Here is a 21,299-nt window from a genome sequence, read left to right on the forward strand (position 1 = left end):
GTGGCGCTCATGCCTGGTCGGCCTGGTAGGGCCGGGGGAAGAAGTCCGTCACCCGCAGGTGCGGTTGTGCCGCGCAGTCGTGGTGAATGGCCCTGGCCACGGCGAGATCGAGCACGCCCATGCCGAAGGGCGAGAAGATCCGCGGCCGGGTCGGGTCCGGAGTGACCTGTCCGCGCAGGGCCTGGCTGATGTCGCCGGCGATGAAGCGCTGGTGGCCGGCCTGTCGCCAGGCCAGTTCCAGTGAGGTGGCGGCCTTGAGGCAGTGGCCGACGTCGTCGGCAAGGTTCTGCGCCGCCAGCATCACCCCAGGGGCCAGGTCGCGCAGCGACAGGTGCAGCACGGTGGGGGCGTGGTCGAACCAGGCGGTCTGGTCGATGCCCGGGCGCACTGCCGAGGTGGCGAACAGCAGCAAGTCGCTGTCACGCACGCACCGCTCCAGCGGCTGCACCTGGGCATCCAGGCCCAGCGCCTGGCAGTGCCGGCGCAGGCGCTCGGCACGCGCAGGGTCCAGATCGCACAGGTTGACCTGCTCCAGCGCCCAGCCCGACTGCAGCAGCAGGCGCAGTGTGCGCCAGGCGATCGGCCCGCAGCCGACCACGCCGAAGGCCGCGCTGCGCCCTGGCGTGGGGTGCAGGCAGCGCGCGCCGAGCACTGCCGAGGCCGCGGTGCGCGCGGCGCTGATAAGGCTGCCTTCGAGGCAGGCCAGCGGATAACCGGTGCGGCGGTCGTTGAGGATGATCAGCGCGGAGGCCCGGTCCAGACCGTGGCGGGTGTTTTCCGGAAAGCTGGCGATCCACTTCAAACCGGCGATCGGCTGCGCGTCGTCGAGCACCGCGGGCAAGGCGATGATGCGGTTGCGGTCGCTGTCGGCGAAACGCAGGAAGTAGCTGTCGGGGTTGCCGGCGCGGCCTTCGGCGGCGTCCAGGTATGCCTGCGCGACCAGTTCCAGCAGGCGGCCGGGATTGGCCTGCAGCCAGGCTTCGATGGGGGCGGCGCCAAGCAGCGACAAGGCGGGCGGGTGGTTGTCCATGGGGGTCTCCTGGCGGCTCAGGCGCATGATTCGGCGGCCGCGACGGGCTGGCCGGTGTGCAGATGGGGAAAGTGGCGGTACACCCACTCGGGGTTGTAGAGGGTGTCGACGTAGCGGTCGCCGAGGTCGGGGGCGATCGCCACCACGCAGGCGCCGGGGGCAATGTGCCGGGCGTGCCGGCGTACGCCGGCCAGCACCGTGCCGGAGGAGCCACCGAGCAGGATGCCGCGCCGGGCCAGGTCGTGGCACAGGGTCACGGCTTCTTCCTCGGGCACCATCAGCAGTTGGTGATGGCGGCAGTGATGGCGGATTTTCGGCGCCTGACTGGTGCCCAGGCCGGGGATGTGACGGGGGCCGGACGGTTGGCCGAAGGTCACCGAGCCGACACTGTCCACCGCGACCACCTGGGTGTGCGGCGAGTGCTCGCGCAGGTAGCGCGAAACCCCGGCCAGGGTGCCGGTGGTGCCGGCACCGACGAATACCAGGTCAGGTTGCGGAAACTGGCGCAGGATCGCCGGCCCGGTACTGAGCATGTGCGCCTCGACGTTGTTGATGTTGCCGTACTGGTTGGTCCAGACCAGGTTCGGGTCTTCGCCGAGCATGCGTTCGATCAGGCCGATGCGGCTGCCGAGGAAGCCGCCGTTGCGGTCGCGCTGCTCGACGATCACCAGGCGTGCGCCATAGGCGCGGATCAGCTTGGCGGTCTGCGGCGAGATGTTCGGGTCGCTGACGCAGATGAACGGATAGCCCTTGCTGGCGCAGACCATCGCCAGGGCCAGGCCGAGATTGCCCGAGGAGCTTTCCACCAGGGCCTTGCCAGGCCCCAGGCGGCCTTCGAGCTCGAGCCGCTCGACCATGCGCAGGGCCGGCTTGACCTTGATCGAGCCGCTGAGCGAGAAACCCTCGAGCTTGACGAATACCGGGGTGTGGGGCAGCACTTCGCGCAGCTCCAGGAACACATCGTCGAACACCAGGTCGGCGGGAGAAGAAATCACCATGTAAGCGTCCTTGCGAGGGTCAGTGGGAGGTGTCGGGCACCGCGGCCTCGCTGCGCAGCAGCAGGTTCACGGTGGCCTCCACGGTGGGGTGGTCGAACAGGTCCTCAAGGCTCAGCTCGACGCCGAAACGCTGGTGGATGCGCGCGTTGAGCTGGGTCGCCAGCAGCGAATGGCCGCCGAGGTCGAAGAAATCCTCGGTCACGCCGATCTGCTCGATGCCCAGCAGCTCCGACCAGAACCCGGCGATCTCCCGTTCCAGTTCGTTGCGCGGCAGCACTTCGGGCAACGCCGCAGCGTCGCCGGCGGGGCTGGCCGACGCTGGTGCGGTCAGGGCCTCGCGCGGCGCGTCGATCCAGTGCCGGCTGCGCTCGAACGGGTAGCCCGGCAGCACCACGCGCTGGCCCTGGCCATCGTGCATGGCGTCGAGATCGAGGGCGACGCCGCGGGCCCAGAGCTGCCCGGCCAGGTCGAGCAGTTGCTCGTGCAGGGTTGCCTGGGCGCTGTCCAGGCAGGCGGCGCAGGCTTGCGGCCAGGGCAGCGCCGCGGCGTCCACCAGGCAGTGCCCGGGCGCCTTAGCCAGGCGCGCCAGGCTGGCGCTGAACTGCGCGCTATCGCGCGGTTGGCGCCAGTAGTCGGCATCGAGCGGGCGCACGGGGCTCACCGGCTTGCCGTCCAGGCTCGACAGCCAGGTGCCGGTCTGCTCGCCGCCAGCGGCGCGTGGCGCGCTCACCTCGCTGGCCTGGCCGGCGAGCAGGCGCGCCGCGTCGCCCAGGGTCAGGCGCCCGGCCTGGCAGGCCATGGCCAGTTCGCCAAGGGCGTCGCACAGCACCAGGTGCGGGCGCAGGCCCCACGCGTGCCACAGCCCGGCCAGGGCGTGCAGGGCGGCGAAGCCACGCCGCGCCAGGCCGGCGTCGGGCCCGAAGGCGTCGGCGCTGGCGGCGAGGGCGCAGGCCACCGGGCGGCAGTGCGCGGCCAGCGCCGCGACACCTTCGACCAAGCCTGGGCCGTCGCGCAGCACCAGTACCAGGTCGGCTGGCGGCGGCGCGGCCAGGCGCGCAGGCGTGCCTTCGCGCAGGCGTGCGAGCAGTTCGGCGCCGCTGCGCGCCAGCAGTGCCAGGCGATGTACCTGCTGGCTGCGTCGGTTGGCGGTGTGGCAGACATCCGCCAGCGCGGCTTCGGGGTTACGTTCCAGCCAGTCGGCCAGCTGCGCCTGTTTGCGCGCCACGGCGTCGGCCGACTTGGCCGACAGGGTCAGCAGCCGCGGGCCCGCGTCGGCCTGGCTGGCGGGGCGTGGCGGCGCCGCCTCCAGCAGCACGTGGGCGTTGGTGCCGCCGATGCCGAACGAGCTGACCGCCGCCCGCGCGATGCGATCGGCCGCCGGCCACGGGCGCAACCGGGCATTGACCTGCAGGCCGTGGAGGCTGGCCTTGTCGGTGAGCCGGGTGAAGTGCAGCGAGGCGGGAATCTGCCGTTGCTGCAGGCACAGCACGGCCTTGATCAGCCCGGCGGCGCCGGCGGCGGCGTTGAGGTGGCCGAGGTTGCTCTTGAGCGAACCCAGGTAGCAGGGCGCGTCCGTAGCGCGCGGCTGGCCACCGTACACCTCGTCGAGGGCGGTCAGCTCGATCGGGTCGCCGAGCGCGGTGCCGGTGCCGTGGCACTCGATGTAGCCGACCTCTGGCGCCTGCAGGCCGGCCATGGCCAGCGCCCGGCGCAGCACCGCGACCTGCCCGTCGATGCTCGGGGCGGTATAGCCGACCTTGCGTGCCCCATCGTTGTTGATCGCCGAGCCGCGGATGACCGCCTCGATGCGGTCGTTGTCGCGCACCGCGTCCTCGTAACGCTTGAGTAGCACCAGGGCGACGCCCTGGCCTGCCACCGTGCCCCGTGCCTGTTGGTCAAAGGGGCGGCAGTGGCCGTCCGGCGACAGGATGCTGTCAGGGCGATGCAGGTAGCCCTGCTGCTCGGCGGCCTGCACCGAGGCGCCACCGGCCAGGGCCATGTCGCATTCGTGCAGCAGCAGGCTGCGGCAGGCCTGGTGGATGGCCACCAGCGAGGTGGAGCAGGCGGTGGCGATGTCCAGCGCCGGGCCGCGCAGGTTGAGCTTGTAGGCGATCTGCGTGGCGTTGCCGCTATTGGCGTAGAGCAGTTGTACCGCGTCGGTGCCGGCCATGGCCTGGGCGTTGGGCAGCAGGTTGTTGACGAAGTAGCTGCTGGCGTCGGCGCCGACGAACACGCCGGTCTCGCGGCCGTTGCGCTCGGGGGCCAGGCCGGCGCGCTCGAAGGCGTGCCAGGCGGTTTCCAGCAACAGGCGCTGCTGGGGGTCCATCAAGCTGGCGTCGCGCGGCGAGAAACCGAAGAAACCGGCGTCGAACAACTGGCGTCCCGGCAGCGGCACGCCGGCCCTGACGAAGTGCGGGTCGGCCAGGCGCTCGGCGGGCACGCCGCGTTCGCGCAACTGCTCGTCGCTGTACGACTCGATGGCTTCCTGGCCCTGGGCCAGGGCCTGCCAGAACTGTTCGGGGTTGTCGGCGAAGGGGAGGCGGCAAGCCATGCCGATGATGGCGACGGCATTATCCATGGACGGGTTCATCGCTGCATTCCTTGTTCAGGTGGTCAGGCGCGCACGGCGTGCGCTGAAGGCCGCGGCGCGGCGCTGTTCGTCGTTGTCGGGCTGCGCCTGGCCGGCGGCGCCGTCGAGAAAACGCGCCATGCTGCGCAGGGTGGGGTGGCGGAACACCTCCACCACCGTCAGCTCGCGGGCGAAGGCCAGGCTGATGTGCTGCTGCAGTTGCATGGCCAGCAACGAGTCGCCGCCGCGCTCGAAGAAGTTGTCCTCGGCGTCGATCTCGCCATGGCCGAGCAGCGCGCTCCAGATCTGGTGCAGGCGCTGCTCGCTGGGGTCGCTGAAACTGCGTGGCGGCGCGCTGAGGGTGTCTGGTGCCGGCAGCCGGGTGCTGTCGATCTTGCCGTTACGGTTGAGTTCGAAGGCGTCCACCGCGATCAATCGCGCCGGCACCATGTACCCCGGCAACTGGCTGGCCAGGGCCTGGCGCAGCGCCTGGGCGTCGGTGGTGCCGCTGAAATACAGCAGCAGGCCCTGGCCAGCGACGGCGATGCACTGGTCGACGCCGGCGCACTGCCGGGCGGTGTTTTCCAGCTCGCCAAGGTTGACCCGGTAACCATTGATCTTGACCGTGCGATCGATGCGGCCGCGGTAGCCGAGGCTGCCGTCGGTTTCCCAGCGCACCGCGTCGCCGGTGCGGTAGAGCCGGCGCCGTCCCAGGCCGTCGCCCGGATCGAGGGTGACGAAGGCGGCCGCGCTGCGCGCCGGGTCGTTCAGGTAGCCGCGTGCCAGGCCCGGGCCGCCGAGGTACAGCTCGCCGACCTGGCCGATGGCGGCGGGCAGGCCGCGTTCGTCCAGGACATGGGCGCTGGTGCCGCGGATCGGTCGGCCGATGGCGATGTCGCTGCCCTCGCGTGCCAGGTACTCGCGGTCCAAGGGCTGGAAGGTGCTGAAGGTGGTGTTCTCGGTCGGACCGTAGACGTTGTACACCTGTTGCGGGCAGCCTTCGGCGCAGGCCAGCAGCTGGTCGACGGTCACTGGGTCCATCACTTCGCCGCCGATCATCAGGTAGCGCAGGCCGCGGAACATCGCGGCGTGGCCGGCGGCGACATGGCGATCGAACAGGCGGGTGGTGATGAACAGCACGCTCACCGCCTGTTCACGCAGGTAGCGGGCCAGCGCCGGGCTGTCGAGGGCGCAACCCACCGGGGCCAGCGCCAGGGTGGCGCCGTTGAGCAACGCCCCCCAGAGCTCGAAGGTGGCCGCGTCGAAGCTCAGGGTGGCCAGCTGGCCGAGCACGTCGCCGGGGCCGATGCGCACATAGTCGGCCTCCACCACCAGGCGCAGGATGCCGGCCTGCTCGACCATCACGCCTTTCGGCTGGCCGCTGGAGCCCGAGGTGTACATCACGTAGGCAAGGGCATTGGCGTCTGCTGGCGGCAACGCTCGGGCTGGCATTTGCAGCAGTGGCGCGTCGTCGATGACCCGCGCCGGCAGGTTGAGCTCGGCATGGCGCTCCAGCGCCATCACCGCGCCAGCCAGCAGCGCCGGACGGGCGTCATCGAGCAACTGGCGCAAGCGTGCGGTGGGGTATCCAGGGTCCAGCGGCAAGTAGCTTGCACCGGCCTTGAGCACCGCCAGCAGGGTGGCGATGGTCGCCATGCCGGGGCCGGTGAACACGCCGACGTGCTGCCCGGCCAGGCTCGCGCCGTGGCTTGCCTGCAGCGCCAGGGCGAGGTTGTCCGACCAGCGATCGAGTTCGGCGTAGCTGAGCGCTTGGTCGGTGCCGCGCAAGGCCAGGCGCTGGCCATGGCGGGCAACGATCTCAGCAAAGCGCAGCAGCATGCCGCCAGCTGCGGCCTGGTCGGCCCGGCCTTGCCAGGCCACGGGTGGGTACAGGGCCTGCAACGCCGTGCGCAGGGCGCGGTCCGGGGCTACTTCGGCGAGGTCGCACAGCGCCTGGCGCAGGTACAGGGCGAAACGTTGCGCCGAAGCGTCGCACCACTGTTCGCAACGGTGCACCAGCTCGATGCGCAGCGCGCCGCTGTGGGGGTCGATGCCAGTCTGGTTGACCAGGGTGAAGTTGGTCTGCTCGTGGCAGTGCCCAGGGCTGACCTGCAAGTGGCGCAGGTGCTGCAGCCGGTCGAAGACATGGAAGTGGACGAAGTTGAACAGGCTGTCGAACAGCGCGCCACCACCGCGCTCGCGGAGGATTTCCCGCAGCGGGTACTGGGCGGCGTCGCCGAGCCCGGCGCGGTAGTCGCGCAGGCGTTGCACCAGCTGGCGCGGCGGCTCGTCGGCGCTGAGGGTGACCACGCAGGGGGTGGTGTTGAGGAACAGGCCAAGCATGCGCTGCCCCTCGTCCTCCACCAGCCGCCCATGGGAGGGCATGCCGCAAGCGACCTGGCGCCGCCCGGTGAAGCGGCTCAGGGCCTGCAGGTGAGCAGCCAGCAGCACCAGGTCGAGGCTCACCCCCAGGCCGCGGGCAGTATCGCGCAGGGCGGCGTCCAGGGCGCCGTCCAGCGGCACCTCGAGACGCCGCAGGTGACCCTCCGCGTGGCGCGGGGCTTCGGCCAGCAGGGTAGGCTCCAGGCTGTCGCAGGTGGTTTGCCAGAACGCCCCCAGCTCAGCCTGGGCGCGCCAGTGGCGCTCGCGAGCCACATAGGCGCTGAAGTCCAGCGCCGCGGCCGATGCCTGCGTCGCTTCGCCCTGCAGGCGACGGTCGAGGTTCTCCAACACGGTGGTGAACAGGCGCGCCACGCTCCAACCGTCGAGGATGGCGTGGTGGCAGGTCAGCGTCAGGTACCAGCCACCGTGCAGGACATGCGCGGTCGCCCGCCACAACGGTGCCTGATCACCGTTCAGCGGACGTTGCAGCTCGTCCCGGTGGAAAGCTTCCAGCCAGCGTTCCTGGGCTGCCGGCTCGAGCGCGCGCAGGTCTTCCACTTGCAGCGGCAGCGGCAGCGCCGCGCGCACGCGCTGCCAGTGGCCCTGGGCGCTGGCAGCGAACAAAGTGCGCAGCACCGCGTGGTCGCGCATCAGCGCCTGCAGCTCCTCGCGCAGCGCCGCTTCGTCGAACGGGCCGCGAACGCGACAGGACATGATATCCAGGTAGGTGGCCGCCTGTTCGAGCTGGGAATGGAACAGCATGCCCTCCTGCAACGCGGTCAGTGGGTACCCGTCCTGGTCGCCGGCCTGGCGCGCGAGCGCCGCGCGTTCAGGGTCGAGCAGGGCGAATGGCGCGCAGGCGGCGCTGGCGCGTGCCTGCCAGGGCGCCAGTTCAACGGCGAGGGCTGCCAGGGTCGGGTGGCGATACAACTGGCGCGGGCTGAAGGTAAAACCGGCGGCGCGCACCAGGCGCTGGACATCGAGGATGCGCAACGAGTCGCCGCCGCAGGCGAAGAAGTCGTCGTCGGCGGCGACTTGCGGCAGTTCCAGCACCTTGCGCCAGATATCGGCGAGCAGCGTTTCGCGCTCACCGGCCGGCGCCCGACCCGCTTCGGCGCGCTCCGCCGCCAGCGGCGCCAAGGCACGCAAGGCGGCGATGTCGACCTTGCCGTTGGCGGTCAGCGGCAGGCGTTCGACCTGGCGCAACTGCTGGGGCTGCATGTGAGCCGGCAGGTGGTCGCGCAGGTGCGCCTGGACGCTGGCCAGGGGCACTGGCCGGCTGGCGCTGAACCAGGCCTGCAGCACGCCGCGGCTGGCGTCGTGGCGCACCACCGCGTCGTCGATTTGCGCCAGGCGCAGCAGCGCGGCCTGGATATCACCCAGTTCGATACGGAAGCCGCGCACCTTCACCTGATGGTCGTTGCGCCCCTGGTACTCCAGCGTGCCATCCTCCAGCCAGCGGCCGAGGTCGCCACTGCGGTACAGGCGCAGGCCATGCCGTTCGACAAAGGCGTGGGCGGTCAGCGCCGGCTGGTTAAGGTAGCCCCGCGCCAACCCGGCGCCGGCAACGTGCAGCTCGCCGGTGACCCCTGGCGGGCACAGCTGGCCGTGGGCGTCGAGCACCAGCACGGCGAGGTCGGGCAGCGGTCGGCCAATGCGGTTGCCGCCGAGGTCGTCGTGGCGCACCACGGTATGGGTGACGTGCACGGTGGTCTCGGTGATGCCATACATGTTGCTCAGGCGCACACGCTCGCCGTACTTGCTGAACCACGGCGCCAGAGCCCTGGCCTGTAGGGCCTCGCCGCCGAAGATCACCTGGCGCAGGGGCAGGTGGCCGGGGTGGCGCAGGTCTTCGGCGAGCAACCGCACGAACGCGCTGGGAGTCTGGTTGAGCACCGTCACGCCATGCTCCAGCAGCAGCGCGCGCAGTGCCTCGGGGTCACGGCTGGTGGGCTGTGGCACGATCACCAGGCGCGCGCCGTGCAGCAGCGCGCCCCAGATCTCCCAGACCGAGAAGTCGAAGGCGTAGGAATGGAACAGGCACCAGCTGTCGTGCTCGTCGAAATCGAACAGCGCGCGGCTGGTGGTGAACAGACGCATCACGTTGTGATGGCTGAGCATCGCGCCCTTGGGCGTGCCGGTGGAGCCGGAGGTATGGATCACATAGGCCAGTTGCGTCGGCGCGATGCGCGGAAGCGGCTGCTCGTCGTGCGCATCGCCGTCGTCGTCAGCGCCGTCGAGCAGCACCACCGCCATGTCCCGCAACCCGCTGCGCTCCAGGGCGGCGCCTTGTGCCACCAGCAAGGTCAGGGCGCTGTCCTGGCACACCGCGGCCAGGCGCGCGTGGGGGTAGTCGGGGTCCAGCGGCACATACGCGGCGCCGGCCTTGAGGATGCCCAGCATGCCCACCAGCAGCTCGATGCCGCGGTCGGCGCAGAGGCCAACCAGCGTGTCGGCCGCCAGTGCCTGGCCGTGCAGTTGCCGATGGCGCCGGCGCAGGCGGCGGGCCAAGTGGTCGCTGGCGCGGTCCAGCTCGGCGTAGCTCAGGCGCCGGCGGCCGTCCTCGAGCGCCACCCGCCCAGGCATGCGCCCGGCGACCTCGGCAAACGCCTCGACCAGCGAAATACCTGGCGTGCTGGCCAGCATTCGCACCGGCTGCAGCAAGGCCTGGCGCTGTTCGGCGCGCAGCAACTGCAGGTCGCGCAGTGGCACGTCGGCCTCGAGCAGTTGCTCCAGCAGGTACTGGTAATGCTCGCCCAGGCGGGCCATGCGTGCGGCGGCGAAGCGCCCTCGGTCGTACTCCAGGGTGGCGCGCAGCCCGCCATCGTGGCGGCGCAAGGACAGGAACAGCGGATAGCGGGCGATGCCGTCGTGCACTTCGACGAAGCGTGCCTGCACGTCGTCCAGCGCCAAGGTGTGCTGTTCGTTGGCGTTCTGCAGGGTGAATACCGCCTGCATCCAGGGGTGCACGCGACCGTCACCGGCGACCTCGCCCATCGCTTCCAGCGGTACGCCCTGGCAGGCCTGGGCCTGGCGTGCGAGCTGGGTGACCTGGGCGAGCAGTTGGCCGAAGCCGGCGTGTTCGTCCAGGTACAGGCGCAGCGGCAGGGTGCTGGTGAACAGCCCCAGCACCTGATCGTTACCGGCGCCGCGGTTGGCCGATGGCACGCTGATCACCAGGTCGCGGGTGTTGCAATAGCGGCCCAGCAATACCGCATAGGCGGCGTACAGCGCGCAGAACAGTGAAGTCCCGCGTGCCGTGCAATGCTGTTCCAGGCGCTCGATCAAGGTTGCCGGCAGGTCGAAGTGGCAGTGCCCGCCATCCTCGTCGCCAGCCTGCTCAAGGCCGCTGTCGCGGGGCAGGTCGAGGCCCTCGTAGCCGGCCAGCAGTTCACGCCAGAAGGCTACCGCCTGTTGGCCATCGGTGCCGTCGAGCCAGGCCTGCTGCTCGGCGAGGGCATCGGCATAGTGCTGCTTGACGGCCACGGCCGCCAGCGGCTGGCCGCGGCGTCGGGCGTTGTAGGCCTGGCTCAGTTGCTCGCGCAGCAGCTCGAACGACCAGCCGTCGGCCAGCAGGTGCGGCAGTTGCAGCAACAGCACGTGCTGCTGGGCATTCAGGCGCAGCAGGCGCAGGCGATACAGTGGCGCGCGGTCGAGCGGCAGCGGCGTGCGCAGGGCCCGGCGCAGCAACTCGGGCAGTTGCGCGGGTGCCACCTCGATTGGCGTCAGGGCCGGTTCGGCGACGGCATCGTAGACCTGCCACAGGCCCTCGGCGTCGGCCTCGATGCGCATGTGCAATTGCCGATGACGCGCGGCGACCTGCTGCCAGGCCCATTGCAGGGCTTCGACATCCAGCGGCCCGTCGAGGCGCTGCACCACCGCCAGGTTGAAGCGTTGCGGCCCGCCTTCGTCATAGCGGTCGCTGAAGTACAGCTGGCGTTGCGCGGCGCACAGCGGCAAGCGCGCGGCCACACTGCGTGGTTCGGCGGGCACGGCGCGCTGGCCGGCGGCGTCCAGGTGGGCGGCCAGTTCCGCCACGCTGGGCTGGCGCAGCAGGTCGGCCAGGCTCAGGCGTACGCCGAACTGCTGGTCGATGCTCACCAGCAGTTGCGCGGCCAGCAGCGAATGACCGCCGAGCTCGAAGAAAGACTGTTCGGCGCCGACCTGGGGCAGCTCGAGCAGCGTCTGCCAGATGGCCGCCAGGCGCAGCTGGGTCGGCCCCTGCGGCGCTACCTGGGCCACCAGGTCGCTGCGGGGTGGGCGTTTCAGGGCCTGGCGATCGACCTTGCCATTGAGCGAGCGCGGCAGACGCGCCAGGCATTCGAAGCGTTGCGGCACCATGTAGGCCGGCAACCGCTCAAGCAACGCCGCGCGCCACGCGGCAGGGTCGCCCTGGCCGGCGTCGCGCGGCACCACATGGGCGCTCAGCTCGGTCTGGCCGTCGCTGTCCCAGGCCAGTACCACGGCCTGGCGGATGCCGGGCAGCTGGTGCAGCGCGTGCTCGACCTCGCCCAGTTCGATGCGGTGGCCACGCACCTTGACCTGGAAATCCAGGCGCCCGTGGTAGACCAGCCGGCCGTGGTCGTCCCAGCACACCCGGTCGCCGGTGCGGTACAGGCGCGCCGGCTGGCCTTCCAGGCCAAGCGGGTCGAGCAGCGGGAAGCGTTCGGCATTGAGCGCCGCGCGCCGGTGGTAACCCTCGGCCAGGCCGGCGCCGCCGATGTACAGTTCGCCACTGGCGCCCCAGGGCAGCGCCTGCCCCTGCTCATCGAGCACATAGCAGCGGGTGGCGCCGACCGGGCGGCCGATCAGCGCGTGCTGGCCCGCGTCGCTCAGGTGCTGGCGGGTCGACCAGATGGTGGTCTCGGTGGGGCCGTAGACCTGCACCACCTGGGAGGCGCAACCCAGCAGGTAGCTGGCCAGGTTGGCCGACAGCGCTTCGCCCCCGCACAGCAGGCGTACCCGTTCGGGCTCGGCCGGGCGCCAGCCGGCCAGGGCCAGCAGCGACCAGAACGAGGGCGTGCCCTGCAGCAACGTGGGGCGCAGTTCATCGAGGGTGCAGGCCAGGGTCGCTGGTTCGCGCAGTTGCTCGTCGATCAGTTGCAGGCAGGCGCCGCAGGTCAGCGCGCCGAAGAGCTCCAGGCCGAAGATGTCGAAGCCGACCGCGGTGGCGCCGAGGACCCGGTCCTGGGTGTTCAGGCCCAGGTCGGCAACGAAATCGGCGACCAGGTTGCCCAGGGCCCCGTGGGTGATGCGCACGCCCTTGGGCTTGCCGGTGGAGCCGGAGGTATAGATCAGGTACGCCAGTTGCCCAGCCGTGGGCGCCTGCAGGGTCACCGGGTGGGGCGTGGCGCGGGCGGGCAGCGGCGAGTGGCACAGCTGGCGCACGTCGATGGGCAGCGCCTGGTCGGTGATCAGCAGGTCCATGGCGCTGTCGGCGACAATGTCGCGTAGGCGTTCCAGCGGCATGTCCGGGTCGATCGGTACGTAGGCGGCACCTTTGCCCAGCACCGCGAGCATGGCGATCACGGCCTGGTCCTTGCGGCGCAGATGGACACCGATGCACGCCGCAGCAGGGCACTCGCCCAGGCGTTCGGCCAGTGCCGAGGCGGCGCTGGCCAGCTGGCGATAGCCGAGGGTGGCCTGGCGGTATTGCAGGGCCGGCGCCTCGGGCTGGCGCTGTACCTGGTCGAGGAAGCGGCGCATCACGCCGTCCTGGCCGAGGGCGCGGCTGCCGGGCTCGCCGGTGAAGCCCCGCAGCTGCTTGGCCATGGCCGGTGGCAACAGCCAGCGGGCGTCAAGTGGCGCCTCGGGCTCGGCCAAGGCATGCTCCAGCAGGTGCGCCAGGCTGGCGCCCAGGCGCTCGATGAAGGCTGGGCTGAAACGCTCGAGCGGGTAGTCCAGGCGCAGACGGATACGTTGCGCCTCGACCTGGTAGGCGACCACCAGGTCGCCGACAACCTGGCGCCGCCCCAGGCCGTGGGGCGTCAGGGTTGCCGCGCCGAGGGCCAACTGATCGTCGCCGAAGTAGGCCTCGACCAGGCTGACATTGAACGGCCGCTCGACGCTCAGGCCTTGCGCCCGCAGGTGGCGCATCACCTCGGTGAGGGTGAAGCGGGCGTGCCCGCGCGCCGCCTTGCGTTCTTCACGTAGCGCAGCGACCAGCGACTGCAGGCTGTCGCCGGGGTTGATCTCGACCGGCAGCGGGTAGTTGTTGATGTGGCAGCCGAGCACCCGGCGCGTACCGGCGGGGCGTTCATCCACCGGATAGTTCAGCACCAGCGAACGGGCGCCGCTGTAGCCGCGCAGCACCTCGGCCAGCGCCGCGGCGAGCACCACGAACGGCGTGGCACCCTGGCTGCGGGCATAACGGCGCACGTTGCGGGCCAGCGTATCGTCGAGGTCGAAATAGTGCGAGGCACCGAGCCCGTGCGCGGCCCCCTGGGCGTCGCGCTGGCGCGGCAGCTCGACATTCAGCGCCCGGCCAGCCAGGCGCGCGCACCAGTGGCCGACATCGGCGGCATCGCTGGCGCCGACCGCCAGCGGCTTGGCCAGCGGCTCCGGCAGCGGCAGTGGGTGGCCCTCGCGCTGGCACTGGTAGCTGGCGGCCAGTACCTGGACGAACTGCAGGGCCGAGGTGGCGTCGGCGATGATGTGGTGGAAGTTCAGCACCAGGCGCTGCTGGCCGCCCTGGCGCAGCAGGTCGAAGCGAAACAGCGGGCCGGCCTGCAGGTCGAACGCATGGGCCAGCACCTGGTCGATGGCCGCGTCCAGGTCTTGGTCGTTGGCCACTTCGCGTACCGCGAGCACGTCATCCAGCGGCTGCCCGGGCAGTTGCCAGAGCGCCTCGCCGCGCAGTTCGAAGCGCCCCAGACAGGCGCTGTAGTAATGGTTGACGAAGTGCCCCAGGGCCGTGCGCAGCGCTGGCAGGTCGAGCTCGCCGGCGATCCGGTAGACCAGCGGGGTGTTGTACAGGGTGCTGTCGGGGGCCAGTTGCCATTCGAGGAAGAACCGGTGCTGGTAGGGGTTGGCGCGGGCCTCAAACATGTTGCTGCTCCTTCAGGCGGATCCGCACCGGGCGGTTCATGGCCAGGGCGAAGTGGAAGTGGTGTTCGAGGGGCTCGTCACTGGCCTCCCAGTCGCCGGCCCGCACCAGCTCGGCCAGCAGCACCTTGAGCGAGTAGCGCGAAAACATCTGCCCGGTGCAGTTGTTGGGCCCGCTGGAATAGGCCAGGAACGGCTGGCGGTAGCGTTCGGGGGCCTCCTGGAAACGTTCGGGGTGGAAACGCTCGGGATCCTCGCCCCACAGTTCGGGCAGGCGCAGCACGTGGTAGATGTCGGCCACCAGCTCGCTGCCCTGGCGAACGAACCGGCCGTTCAGCAGCAGGTCGCGGCTGGCCGCGCGGAACAGGAACGGCTGCGCCGGGTGCAGGCGCAACACTTCGTGGACACAAGCGTGCAGCAGCGTGTCGTCGCGGCGGATGTAGGCGCTGTGGTCCTGGCCTTGCGTGCGCAGCTCCTCGCGCAGGGCCTGTTGGTAGTGGCGATGGCGGCCCAGCTCGTCGACCAGGGCGAGGAACGACGGAAACGGCGCGACATAGCCGGCCAGCACCGCGCCATTGAGGCCGGTGGCAAACGCCTCGTCCTGCTGCGACTGGTAGTGCTGGTCGATGTAGGCACTGAGGCGGTGCGTGTAGTCGGTGCTGTTGAGCAACCCCGGGTCGTTGCCGATGCGCGCCACCAGCTGGCGCTTGAGTTCGTCGAAGCGGCGGTTGAAGTGCGCCGGCTTGTGGTAGGCGAACGCCTGCCCGAGCAGGTCGACCTGCTCTTCGAGCATCTGCCCCACGCCCTCCACCGGGCCTTGCAGGTCCATCACCGAGCGCAGGTACACCTCGGCGGTGAACTCGCTCAGCTCGGGGTTCACCAGCAGGGTCGGGGCACCTTGCCACCAGCGCCGCACCCGTTGTTCGCTGAGGCTGCGCATGGTCTGGATGAAGCGTTCCGGGCCGCTGACCAGATGGGCGATGATGTTGCGTTTCTGCTTGGCGTCCTGGCGTTCCTTGCTCAGGCGCATGCGCCCCAGGGCGTCGGCGATCACCAGGAATTGCCGGCCATCGCCGACCAGCTCGCCCTGGCCCATCCGCGGGTGCTGCATCAGCCCGCGGATTTCCTCGACGCCGATCAGCACGTGGTAGTCGCCGGCGAAGGTCGGCAGGCGCAGGTAGCGACGCCAGCTGCCATCGGCGCGCCGCGCCAGTTGACCGATGTAGTGGTAGGGGCGGGTGCGGTCGCGCAGCGCACGCGAATTGCGCCAGCGCTGGGGCAGCAGCCAGGGCGCGGCGAGCACACCGAGCACACGCCGCAGGCGGCTTTGCAGGGGGGTGGCGGCGACCAGGGTGAAGGGATGGCCGGCGTGGCTGTGCAGTGAACGGTTGTCGAGCGCTTCCATGGCATACCTGCGGATTCGTGGGGGAGGGGGAAGGGCGGTCAGGCGTCCCGGGCCAGGGCCGGCAGGCGCCAGCCCGCCAGTTGCTCCAGGTGGCCGGCCACTTGCAGGGCGAGGTCTTCGCGCCAGGGCCGGGCGATCACCTGGACGCCGATCGGCAGGCCGTCGCGGGACTGGCCCACAGGCACCACCGCCACCGGCCAGTTGACCAGGCTGTAGCAGATTGAATAGCTGAAGTCGCCGACCTCGGCGTAGGAGCGGCCGTGGCCCTTGGCTACCGTCGCGGCCACCGGGCAGACGATCACGTCGTAGTCATCGAGAAACCGCAGCATTGCCTGGCGGCAGCGGTCCAACTGCATCCAGATACCGCGCAGCTGGGTGACCGTGAGGCGGCTGCGACGGGTCAGGGCGTGGTACTCGCGCAGCAGTGGCGAGACCTCGCGCAGGTTCAGTTGCTGGATCAGGTCGGTGAGCCACTGGCCCTCGTCGCCACCGAGCAGGACGCTGTCGGCCAGCAGTTGCTGAATCTGCCCGAGCACCTCGGGGCGCCGCTCGTCGAGCCGCGCGACTTCGCCGCGCAGGGCATCGGCGGCGCGGCCCATGGCCTGGCGCACGTCCGCTTCGGCGGGGGCGATGCCGTCGTCGGCATACCAGGCCACCCGCAGGCTCGCCAGCGCTTGCACCGGCGCGGTCTGCCAGGGCACCGGGGCCACATGGGGGTCGCGACCATCGGGGCCGGCCAGCAGCGGCGCGGCCAGGCGCAGGTCGGCGATGCTCCGGGCCATCGGCCCGAAGCTGATGAACGGGCTGAACATGCCCATGCAGTCGAGCGGGAAATGCCCGGTCAAGGGCACGCGGCCCTGGGTCAGGCGCAAGGTGCAGATGCCGCTGTTGTGCGCCGGCACCCGCAGGCTGCCGCTGGCATCGGAGCCGATGCCCAGCAGCGAGCCGGCGGCGGCGATCAGCGCGGCTTCGCCACCGCTGCTGCCGCCAGGGCTGCGGCTCAGGTCATGGGGGTTGCGGGTTTGCCCGTAGAGCAGGTTGTCGGTCTCGTAGCCGATGCTCAGCTCGGGGGTGTTGGTCAGGCCCAGCAGCAGCGCGCCTTCGCCACGCAGGCGTGCCACCACGGTGGCGTCGGCCTCGCTGGGCTGGCCGGCGAGGCCAGCGCAGCCTTTGTCCGGGCTGTAGCCCAGGGCGTGGCAGGTGTTCTTGACGCTGAAGGGCACGCCGAGCAGGCGCTTGTGCTGCAGGCGGGGCAGGTTGCGCTCGATCCATGCCGCCTGTTCGTAGGCCATTGCCCGGTTGCTCTGGACCAGCGCGTTGATCTGCGGGTTGACCTTGTCGACCTGGCGGAAGTAGGCGTCCAGCACCTGTGTCGGACGGATCGCGCCGCGCTTGACCGCTTCTGACAGGGTGTTGGCATCGCAACCGAGTATGTCCACGTATCGCTCTCCATCGCTCGTCGGCAGGACAAACGCCGCGGGACCGAGTGTCGGTACCCAGGGCGGGGCTGCGATGCAGAGTGCCAACGGGGGGTAGGAGCGTATATGTGCAATTCATCACGGTTTGCCCAGGTCGCGCTGTCGCGCTTGCCGGCCATGAGGAGGGCTTGGAGGGGGGGAGCGGAGGGGTATTGCGGGTCCAGGGGTACAGCCTGCCTTGGCAGGCGCCCAATAAAAAACCCGCCACGAGGGCGGGTTTTTTTGCAGCTATCCGAAAATTACTCCGGACGAACCTGCGCAGCCTGCATGCCCTTCTGGCCTTTTTCGGCTACGAAGGAAACAGTTTGGCCTTCTTTCAGGCTTTTGAAACCGTCGGTTTCGATGGCCTTGAAGTGTACGAACAGGTCGTCGCCGCCGCCTTGAGGAGTGATGAAGCCGAAGCCTTTTTCATCGTTGAACCACTTGACGGTGCCGGTTTGGCGATTGGACATGGGGTGAATCTCCAGAAACATGATTTTTTATCGGGGTGCAGTGTCGCCTAAGCTTCAGTGGCACCGACGACACTATAGTCTAATTCTTCGCATCTAGCCCCTATTACCTTCGCAGGATGTTGATCCAGGGCAAAAGATGCGACGGATCGCCGGAAAATCCGGCCTATTTCGGCTTGCAGCTGGCCTGGACCACCTGCTGGGCCTTCTGCATCAGCTTGGCGTCTACGCCGTCCTGGCTGTCGAGGTCCTCGATCTCCTTGTCGTTGAAATTCTTCTTGATGGCTTGGGCACCACACTCGCAGTGCTTCTTGGCTGTCGCCGCATCCACGCCTTGACCGCTCGCCACTTGTTGGCACTGCGCCATATAGGACGCTTCCTTGCCGGCGGGGAAATTGCCTGCGTTGGCAGCCAGGGGCAGCAGCAGGGCGCTCGCGGCGCAGGCAGCCAGAAGGGACTGAAGTCGCATAACCGGACACTCCTTGGTTAATGGTCTCATCAAGAGTAGGTTGCTTCAGAAAGTCTGATAGGAAATTTTCCGCAAGAGTTCACCGCCACGGCGTAAATTCCAAATATTTCTGCCGGCCGCTCTAGCCCCGTGCTAGCATGCCTCCCTTGCGCCACGCCCTGTGCGGGCGCATTTCTTTTTATACCTTCCAGTCACTCTGGTTCGTCCCTGGCAGGCCGAAAGGTCTCTGCCACTGTGAGGCAGGCTTTCCCGCGGGAAAGGCAGGGCGGATCTTGTACTGGCTCATCCCAACCCACGTGACCTTTGGTAGGGGTCACCACTAGGAGAGGAGGCGCCATGCCCGTTATTACTCTTCCCGATGGCAGTCAACGCACGTTCGACCAGCCGGTATCCGTAGCCGAAGTCGCCGCCTCGATCGGCGCAGGCCTGGCCAAGGCCACCCTGGCCGGCAAGGTCGACGGCAAGCTCGTCGATGCCTGCGACAAGATCGACCACGACGCCACCCTGCAGATCATCACCCCTAAAGATGAAGAGGGACTGGAGATCATCCGTCACTCGTGCGCCCACCTGATCGGCCACGCAGTGAAGCAGCTGTACCCGACCGCCCGCATGGTGATCGGCCCGGTGATCGACGAAGGCTTCTATTACGACATCGCCTACGAGCGTCCCTTCACCCCGGACGACCTCGCCGCCATCGAAAAGCGCATGCAGCAACTGATCGACACGGACTACGACGTCGTCAAGAAGATGACCCCGCGCGCCGAAGTCATCGACGTGTTCACCCAGCGTGGCGAAGACTACAAGCTGCGCCTGGTCGAGGACATGCCGGATGAACAGGCCATGGGCCTGTACTACCACGAAGAATATGTCGACATGTGCCGTGGCCCGCACGTGCCGAACACCCGCTTCCTGAAAGCGTTCAAGCTGACCAAGCTCAGCGGGGCCTACTGGCGCGGCGATGCCAAGAACGAGCAGCTGCAACGCGTGTACGGCACTGCCTGGGCCGACAAGAAGCAGCTGGCCGCCTATATCCAGCGCATCGAAGAAGCCGAAAAACGCGACCACCGCAAGATCGGCAAGCAGCTCGACCTGTTCCACCTGCAGGAAGAAGCCCCGGGCATGGTGTTCTGGCACGCCAACGGCTGGACCGTGTACCAGGTGCTCGAGCAGTACATGCGCCAGGTCCAGCGTGAAAACGGCTACCAGGAAATCAAGACCCCGCAGGTTGTCGACCGTATCCTCTGGGAGCGTTCCGGCCACTGGTCCAACTACGCCGAGAACATGTTCACCACTTCGTCGGAAAACCGCGACTACGCGGTAAAACCGATGAACTGCCCGTGCCACGTGCAGGTGTTCAACCAGGGCCTGAAGTCCTACCGCGACCTGCCGCTGCGCCTGGCCGAGTTCGGCGCCTGCCACCGCAACGAGCCGTCCGGCGCGCTGCACGGCATCATGCGCGTGCGTGGCTTCGTGCAGGACGACGCGCACATCTTCTGCACCGAAGAACAGGTGAAGAAGGAAGCCGCCGACTTCATCAAGCTGACCCTGGACGTGTACAAGGACTTCGGTTTCACCGACGTCGCCATGAAGCTGTCGACCCGTCCGGCCAAGCGCGTGGGCTCCGAAGAGCTGTGGGACCGTGCCGAAGGCGCACTGGCCGACGCCCTGAACGAGTCGGGCCTGGAGTGGGAATACCAGCCGGGCGAGGGCGCCTTCTACGGGCCGAAGATCGAGTTCACCCTGCGCGACTGCCTCGGCCGTAACTGGCAGTGCGGCACCCTGCAGTACGACCCGAACCTGCCCGAGCGCCTGGATGCCAGCTACATCGCCGAAGACAACAGCCGCGTGCGCCCGGTGATGCTGCACCGCGCCATCCTCGGTTCGTTCGAGCGCTTCATCGGCATGCTCATCGAGCACTACGCCGGCGTGTTCCCGGCCTGGCTCGCCCCGACCCAAGCCGTGATCATGAACATCACCGACAAACAGGCCGATTTCGCCCTCGAGGTGGAAAAAGCCCTGAACGGTAGCGGATTCCGTGCCAAGTCGGACTTGAGAAATGAGAAGATCGGCTTTAAAATCCGCGAGCATACGTTGCTGCGGGTCCCTTATCTTTTGGTTATAGGGGATCGCGAAGTCGAAACGCAAACCGTCGCTGTGCGCACCCGCGAAGGCGCAGACCTGGGCTCGATGCCCGTCGCGCAGTTCGCTGAGCTGCTGTCGCAAGCGGTTTCCCGGCGTGGTCGCCAAGAATCGGAGTAATGACTATTAAGCGTGAAATGAGAAACGATAAACGAACTGCACCGAAAGCCCCGATCAACGAGAATATCTCGGCACGCGAGGTTCGGTTAATTGGTGCTGACGGCGAGCAGATTGGCATCGTCTCGATTGATGAAGCGCTGCGTATCGCTGATGAAGCGAAGCTGGATCTGGTGGAAATCTCTGCAGACGCGGTACCGCCCGTCTGCAAGGTGATGGACTACGGCAAGCACCTCTTCGAAAAGAAGAAGCAGGCCAACGAAGCCAAGAAGAACCAGAAGCAGATCCAGATCAAAGAAATCAAGTTTCGTCCAGGGACGGAAGAAGGGGATTACCAGGTAAAACTACGCAACCTGGTACGTTTCCTTAGCGATGGGGACAAGGCCAAGATCTCTCTGAGATTCCGCGGCCGTGAGATGGCCCACCAGGAGCTGGGCATGGAGCTGTTGAAGCGGGTCGAAGCTGACCTCGTGGAATACGGCACCGTTGAGCAGCATCCGAAGATGGAAGGACGCCAGCTTATGATGGTCATCGCCCCCAAAAAGAAGAAGTAATCTCCCGGGCACGGCAGGCCTGATGATTATTGTGTAATTTTTATTCGAATGCGGAGTTCCAACATGCCAAAAATGAAAACCAAGAGCGGTGCTGCGAAGCGCTTCCTGAAGACGGCTTCCGGCTTCAAGCACAAGCACGCTTTCAAGAGCCACATCCTGACCAAAATGTCGACCAAGCGTAAGCGTCAACTGCGCGGTGCCAGCTTGCTGCACCCGTCTGACGTGGCAAAAGTCGAGCGCATGCTGCGCGTTCGTTAATTCTGGTTAAGATAGAGGAAGTTACTCATGGCTCGTGTTAAGCGCGGCGTTATCGCTCGTAAGCGTCACAAAAAAATTCTGAAACTGGCTAAAGGCTACTACGGTGCACGCTCGCGCGTATTCCGCGTTGCCAAGCAAGCGGTCATCAAGGCAGGCCAATACGCCTACCGCGACCGTCGCCAGAAGAAGCGTCAGTTCCGCGCACTGTGGATCGCTCGTATCAACGCCGGTGCCCGCACCAACGGTCTGTCGTACAGCCGTCTGATTGCTGGCCTGAAAAAAGCGTCGATCGAAATCGACCGTAAGGTTCTGGCTGATCTGGCAGTGAACGAAAAAGCGGCGTTTGCTGCGATTGTCGAGAAGGCTAAAGCCGTACTGGCTTAAGTACCCACGACAATCATCCGGCG

12 protein-coding genes are annotated in these 21,299 nt (G+C 68.2%); 4 read left to right on the forward strand and 8 right to left on the reverse strand.

Features of this window, described 5'->3' with window-relative positions; genetic code table 11:
- Positions 1-7: 7 nt before the first annotated feature.
- From sbnB to ACVWY1_RS12210, 8 genes are all read right to left on the reverse strand, one after another.
- Entirely contained in the window at positions 8-1,030 is a 1,023-nt protein-coding gene (gene sbnB / locus ACVWY1_RS12175) for a 2,3-diaminopropionate biosynthesis protein SbnB (protein WP_139671572.1), read from the reverse strand.
- A 17-nt stretch (positions 1,031-1,047) separates the two neighbouring features.
- Positions 1,048-2,028 carry a 2,3-diaminopropionate biosynthesis protein SbnA gene (gene sbnA / locus ACVWY1_RS12180; RefSeq protein ID WP_277503462.1) on the reverse strand — a complete coding sequence of 327 codons (981 nt, stop codon included), beginning with the start codon at positions 2,026-2,028 and terminating at the stop codon, positions 1,048-1,050.
- Between the two features lie 19 nt (positions 2,029-2,047).
- Positions 2,048-4,618, reverse strand: a complete 2,571-nt coding sequence (locus ACVWY1_RS12185; protein WP_457378322.1) for a type I polyketide synthase — start codon at positions 4,616-4,618, stop codon at positions 2,048-2,050.
- A 15-nt stretch (positions 4,619-4,633) separates the two neighbouring features.
- Positions 4,634-14,026 (reverse strand): amino acid adenylation domain-containing protein, encoded by a 9,393-nt coding sequence (locus tag ACVWY1_RS12190; protein WP_457378323.1) that lies wholly within the window; start codon positions 14,024-14,026, stop codon positions 4,634-4,636.
- Positions 14,019-15,428: a cytochrome P450 gene (locus ACVWY1_RS12195; RefSeq protein ID WP_457378324.1), complete on the reverse strand. Its 1,410-nt coding sequence runs from the start codon at positions 15,426-15,428 to the stop codon at positions 14,019-14,021. The genes ACVWY1_RS12190 and ACVWY1_RS12195 overlap by 8 nt, the downstream gene beginning before the upstream one ends.
- 38 nt (positions 15,429-15,466) lie before the next feature.
- Positions 15,467-16,867, reverse strand: a complete 1,401-nt coding sequence (locus tag ACVWY1_RS12200) for an amidase (protein WP_277503466.1) — start codon at positions 16,865-16,867, stop codon at positions 15,467-15,469.
- 278 nt (positions 16,868-17,145) lie between these two features.
- Entirely contained in the window at positions 17,146-17,358 is a 213-nt protein-coding gene (locus ACVWY1_RS12205) for a cold-shock protein (RefSeq protein ID WP_007956027.1), read from the reverse strand.
- A 163-nt stretch (positions 17,359-17,521) separates the two neighbouring features.
- Positions 17,522-17,824, reverse strand: coding sequence for a hypothetical protein (locus ACVWY1_RS12210; RefSeq protein ID WP_046856070.1), 303 nt, complete (start codon positions 17,822-17,824; stop codon positions 17,522-17,524).
- Between the two features lie 336 nt (positions 17,825-18,160).
- Here ACVWY1_RS12210 and thrS point away from each other — a divergent pair, with 336 nt between their 5' ends.
- The 4 genes from thrS (at position 18,161) to rplT (ending at position 21,276) form a co-directional block, all read left to right on the forward strand.
- Positions 18,161-20,083 (forward strand): threonine--tRNA ligase, encoded by a 1,923-nt coding sequence (gene thrS, locus ACVWY1_RS12215; protein WP_046856069.1) that lies wholly within the window; start codon positions 18,161-18,163, stop codon positions 20,081-20,083.
- Positions 20,083-20,634 (forward strand): translation initiation factor IF-3, encoded by a 552-nt coding sequence (gene infC / locus ACVWY1_RS12220; RefSeq protein WP_172670897.1) that lies wholly within the window; start codon positions 20,083-20,085, stop codon positions 20,632-20,634. Before thrS ends, infC begins: the two co-directional genes overlap by 1 nt.
- A gap of 63 nt (positions 20,635-20,697) precedes the next feature.
- Complete coding sequence (gene rpmI, locus ACVWY1_RS12225; protein WP_003250667.1) at positions 20,698-20,892, forward strand: 50S ribosomal protein L35; 195 nt, start codon at positions 20,698-20,700, stop codon at positions 20,890-20,892.
- A gap of 27 nt (positions 20,893-20,919) precedes the next feature.
- Positions 20,920-21,276 (forward strand): 50S ribosomal protein L20, encoded by a 357-nt coding sequence (gene rplT / locus ACVWY1_RS12230; RefSeq protein WP_003250671.1) that lies wholly within the window; start codon positions 20,920-20,922, stop codon positions 21,274-21,276.
- Positions 21,277-21,299: the final 23 nt, after the last annotated feature.

Source organism: Pseudomonas sp. TE6288, assembly GCF_054062095.1.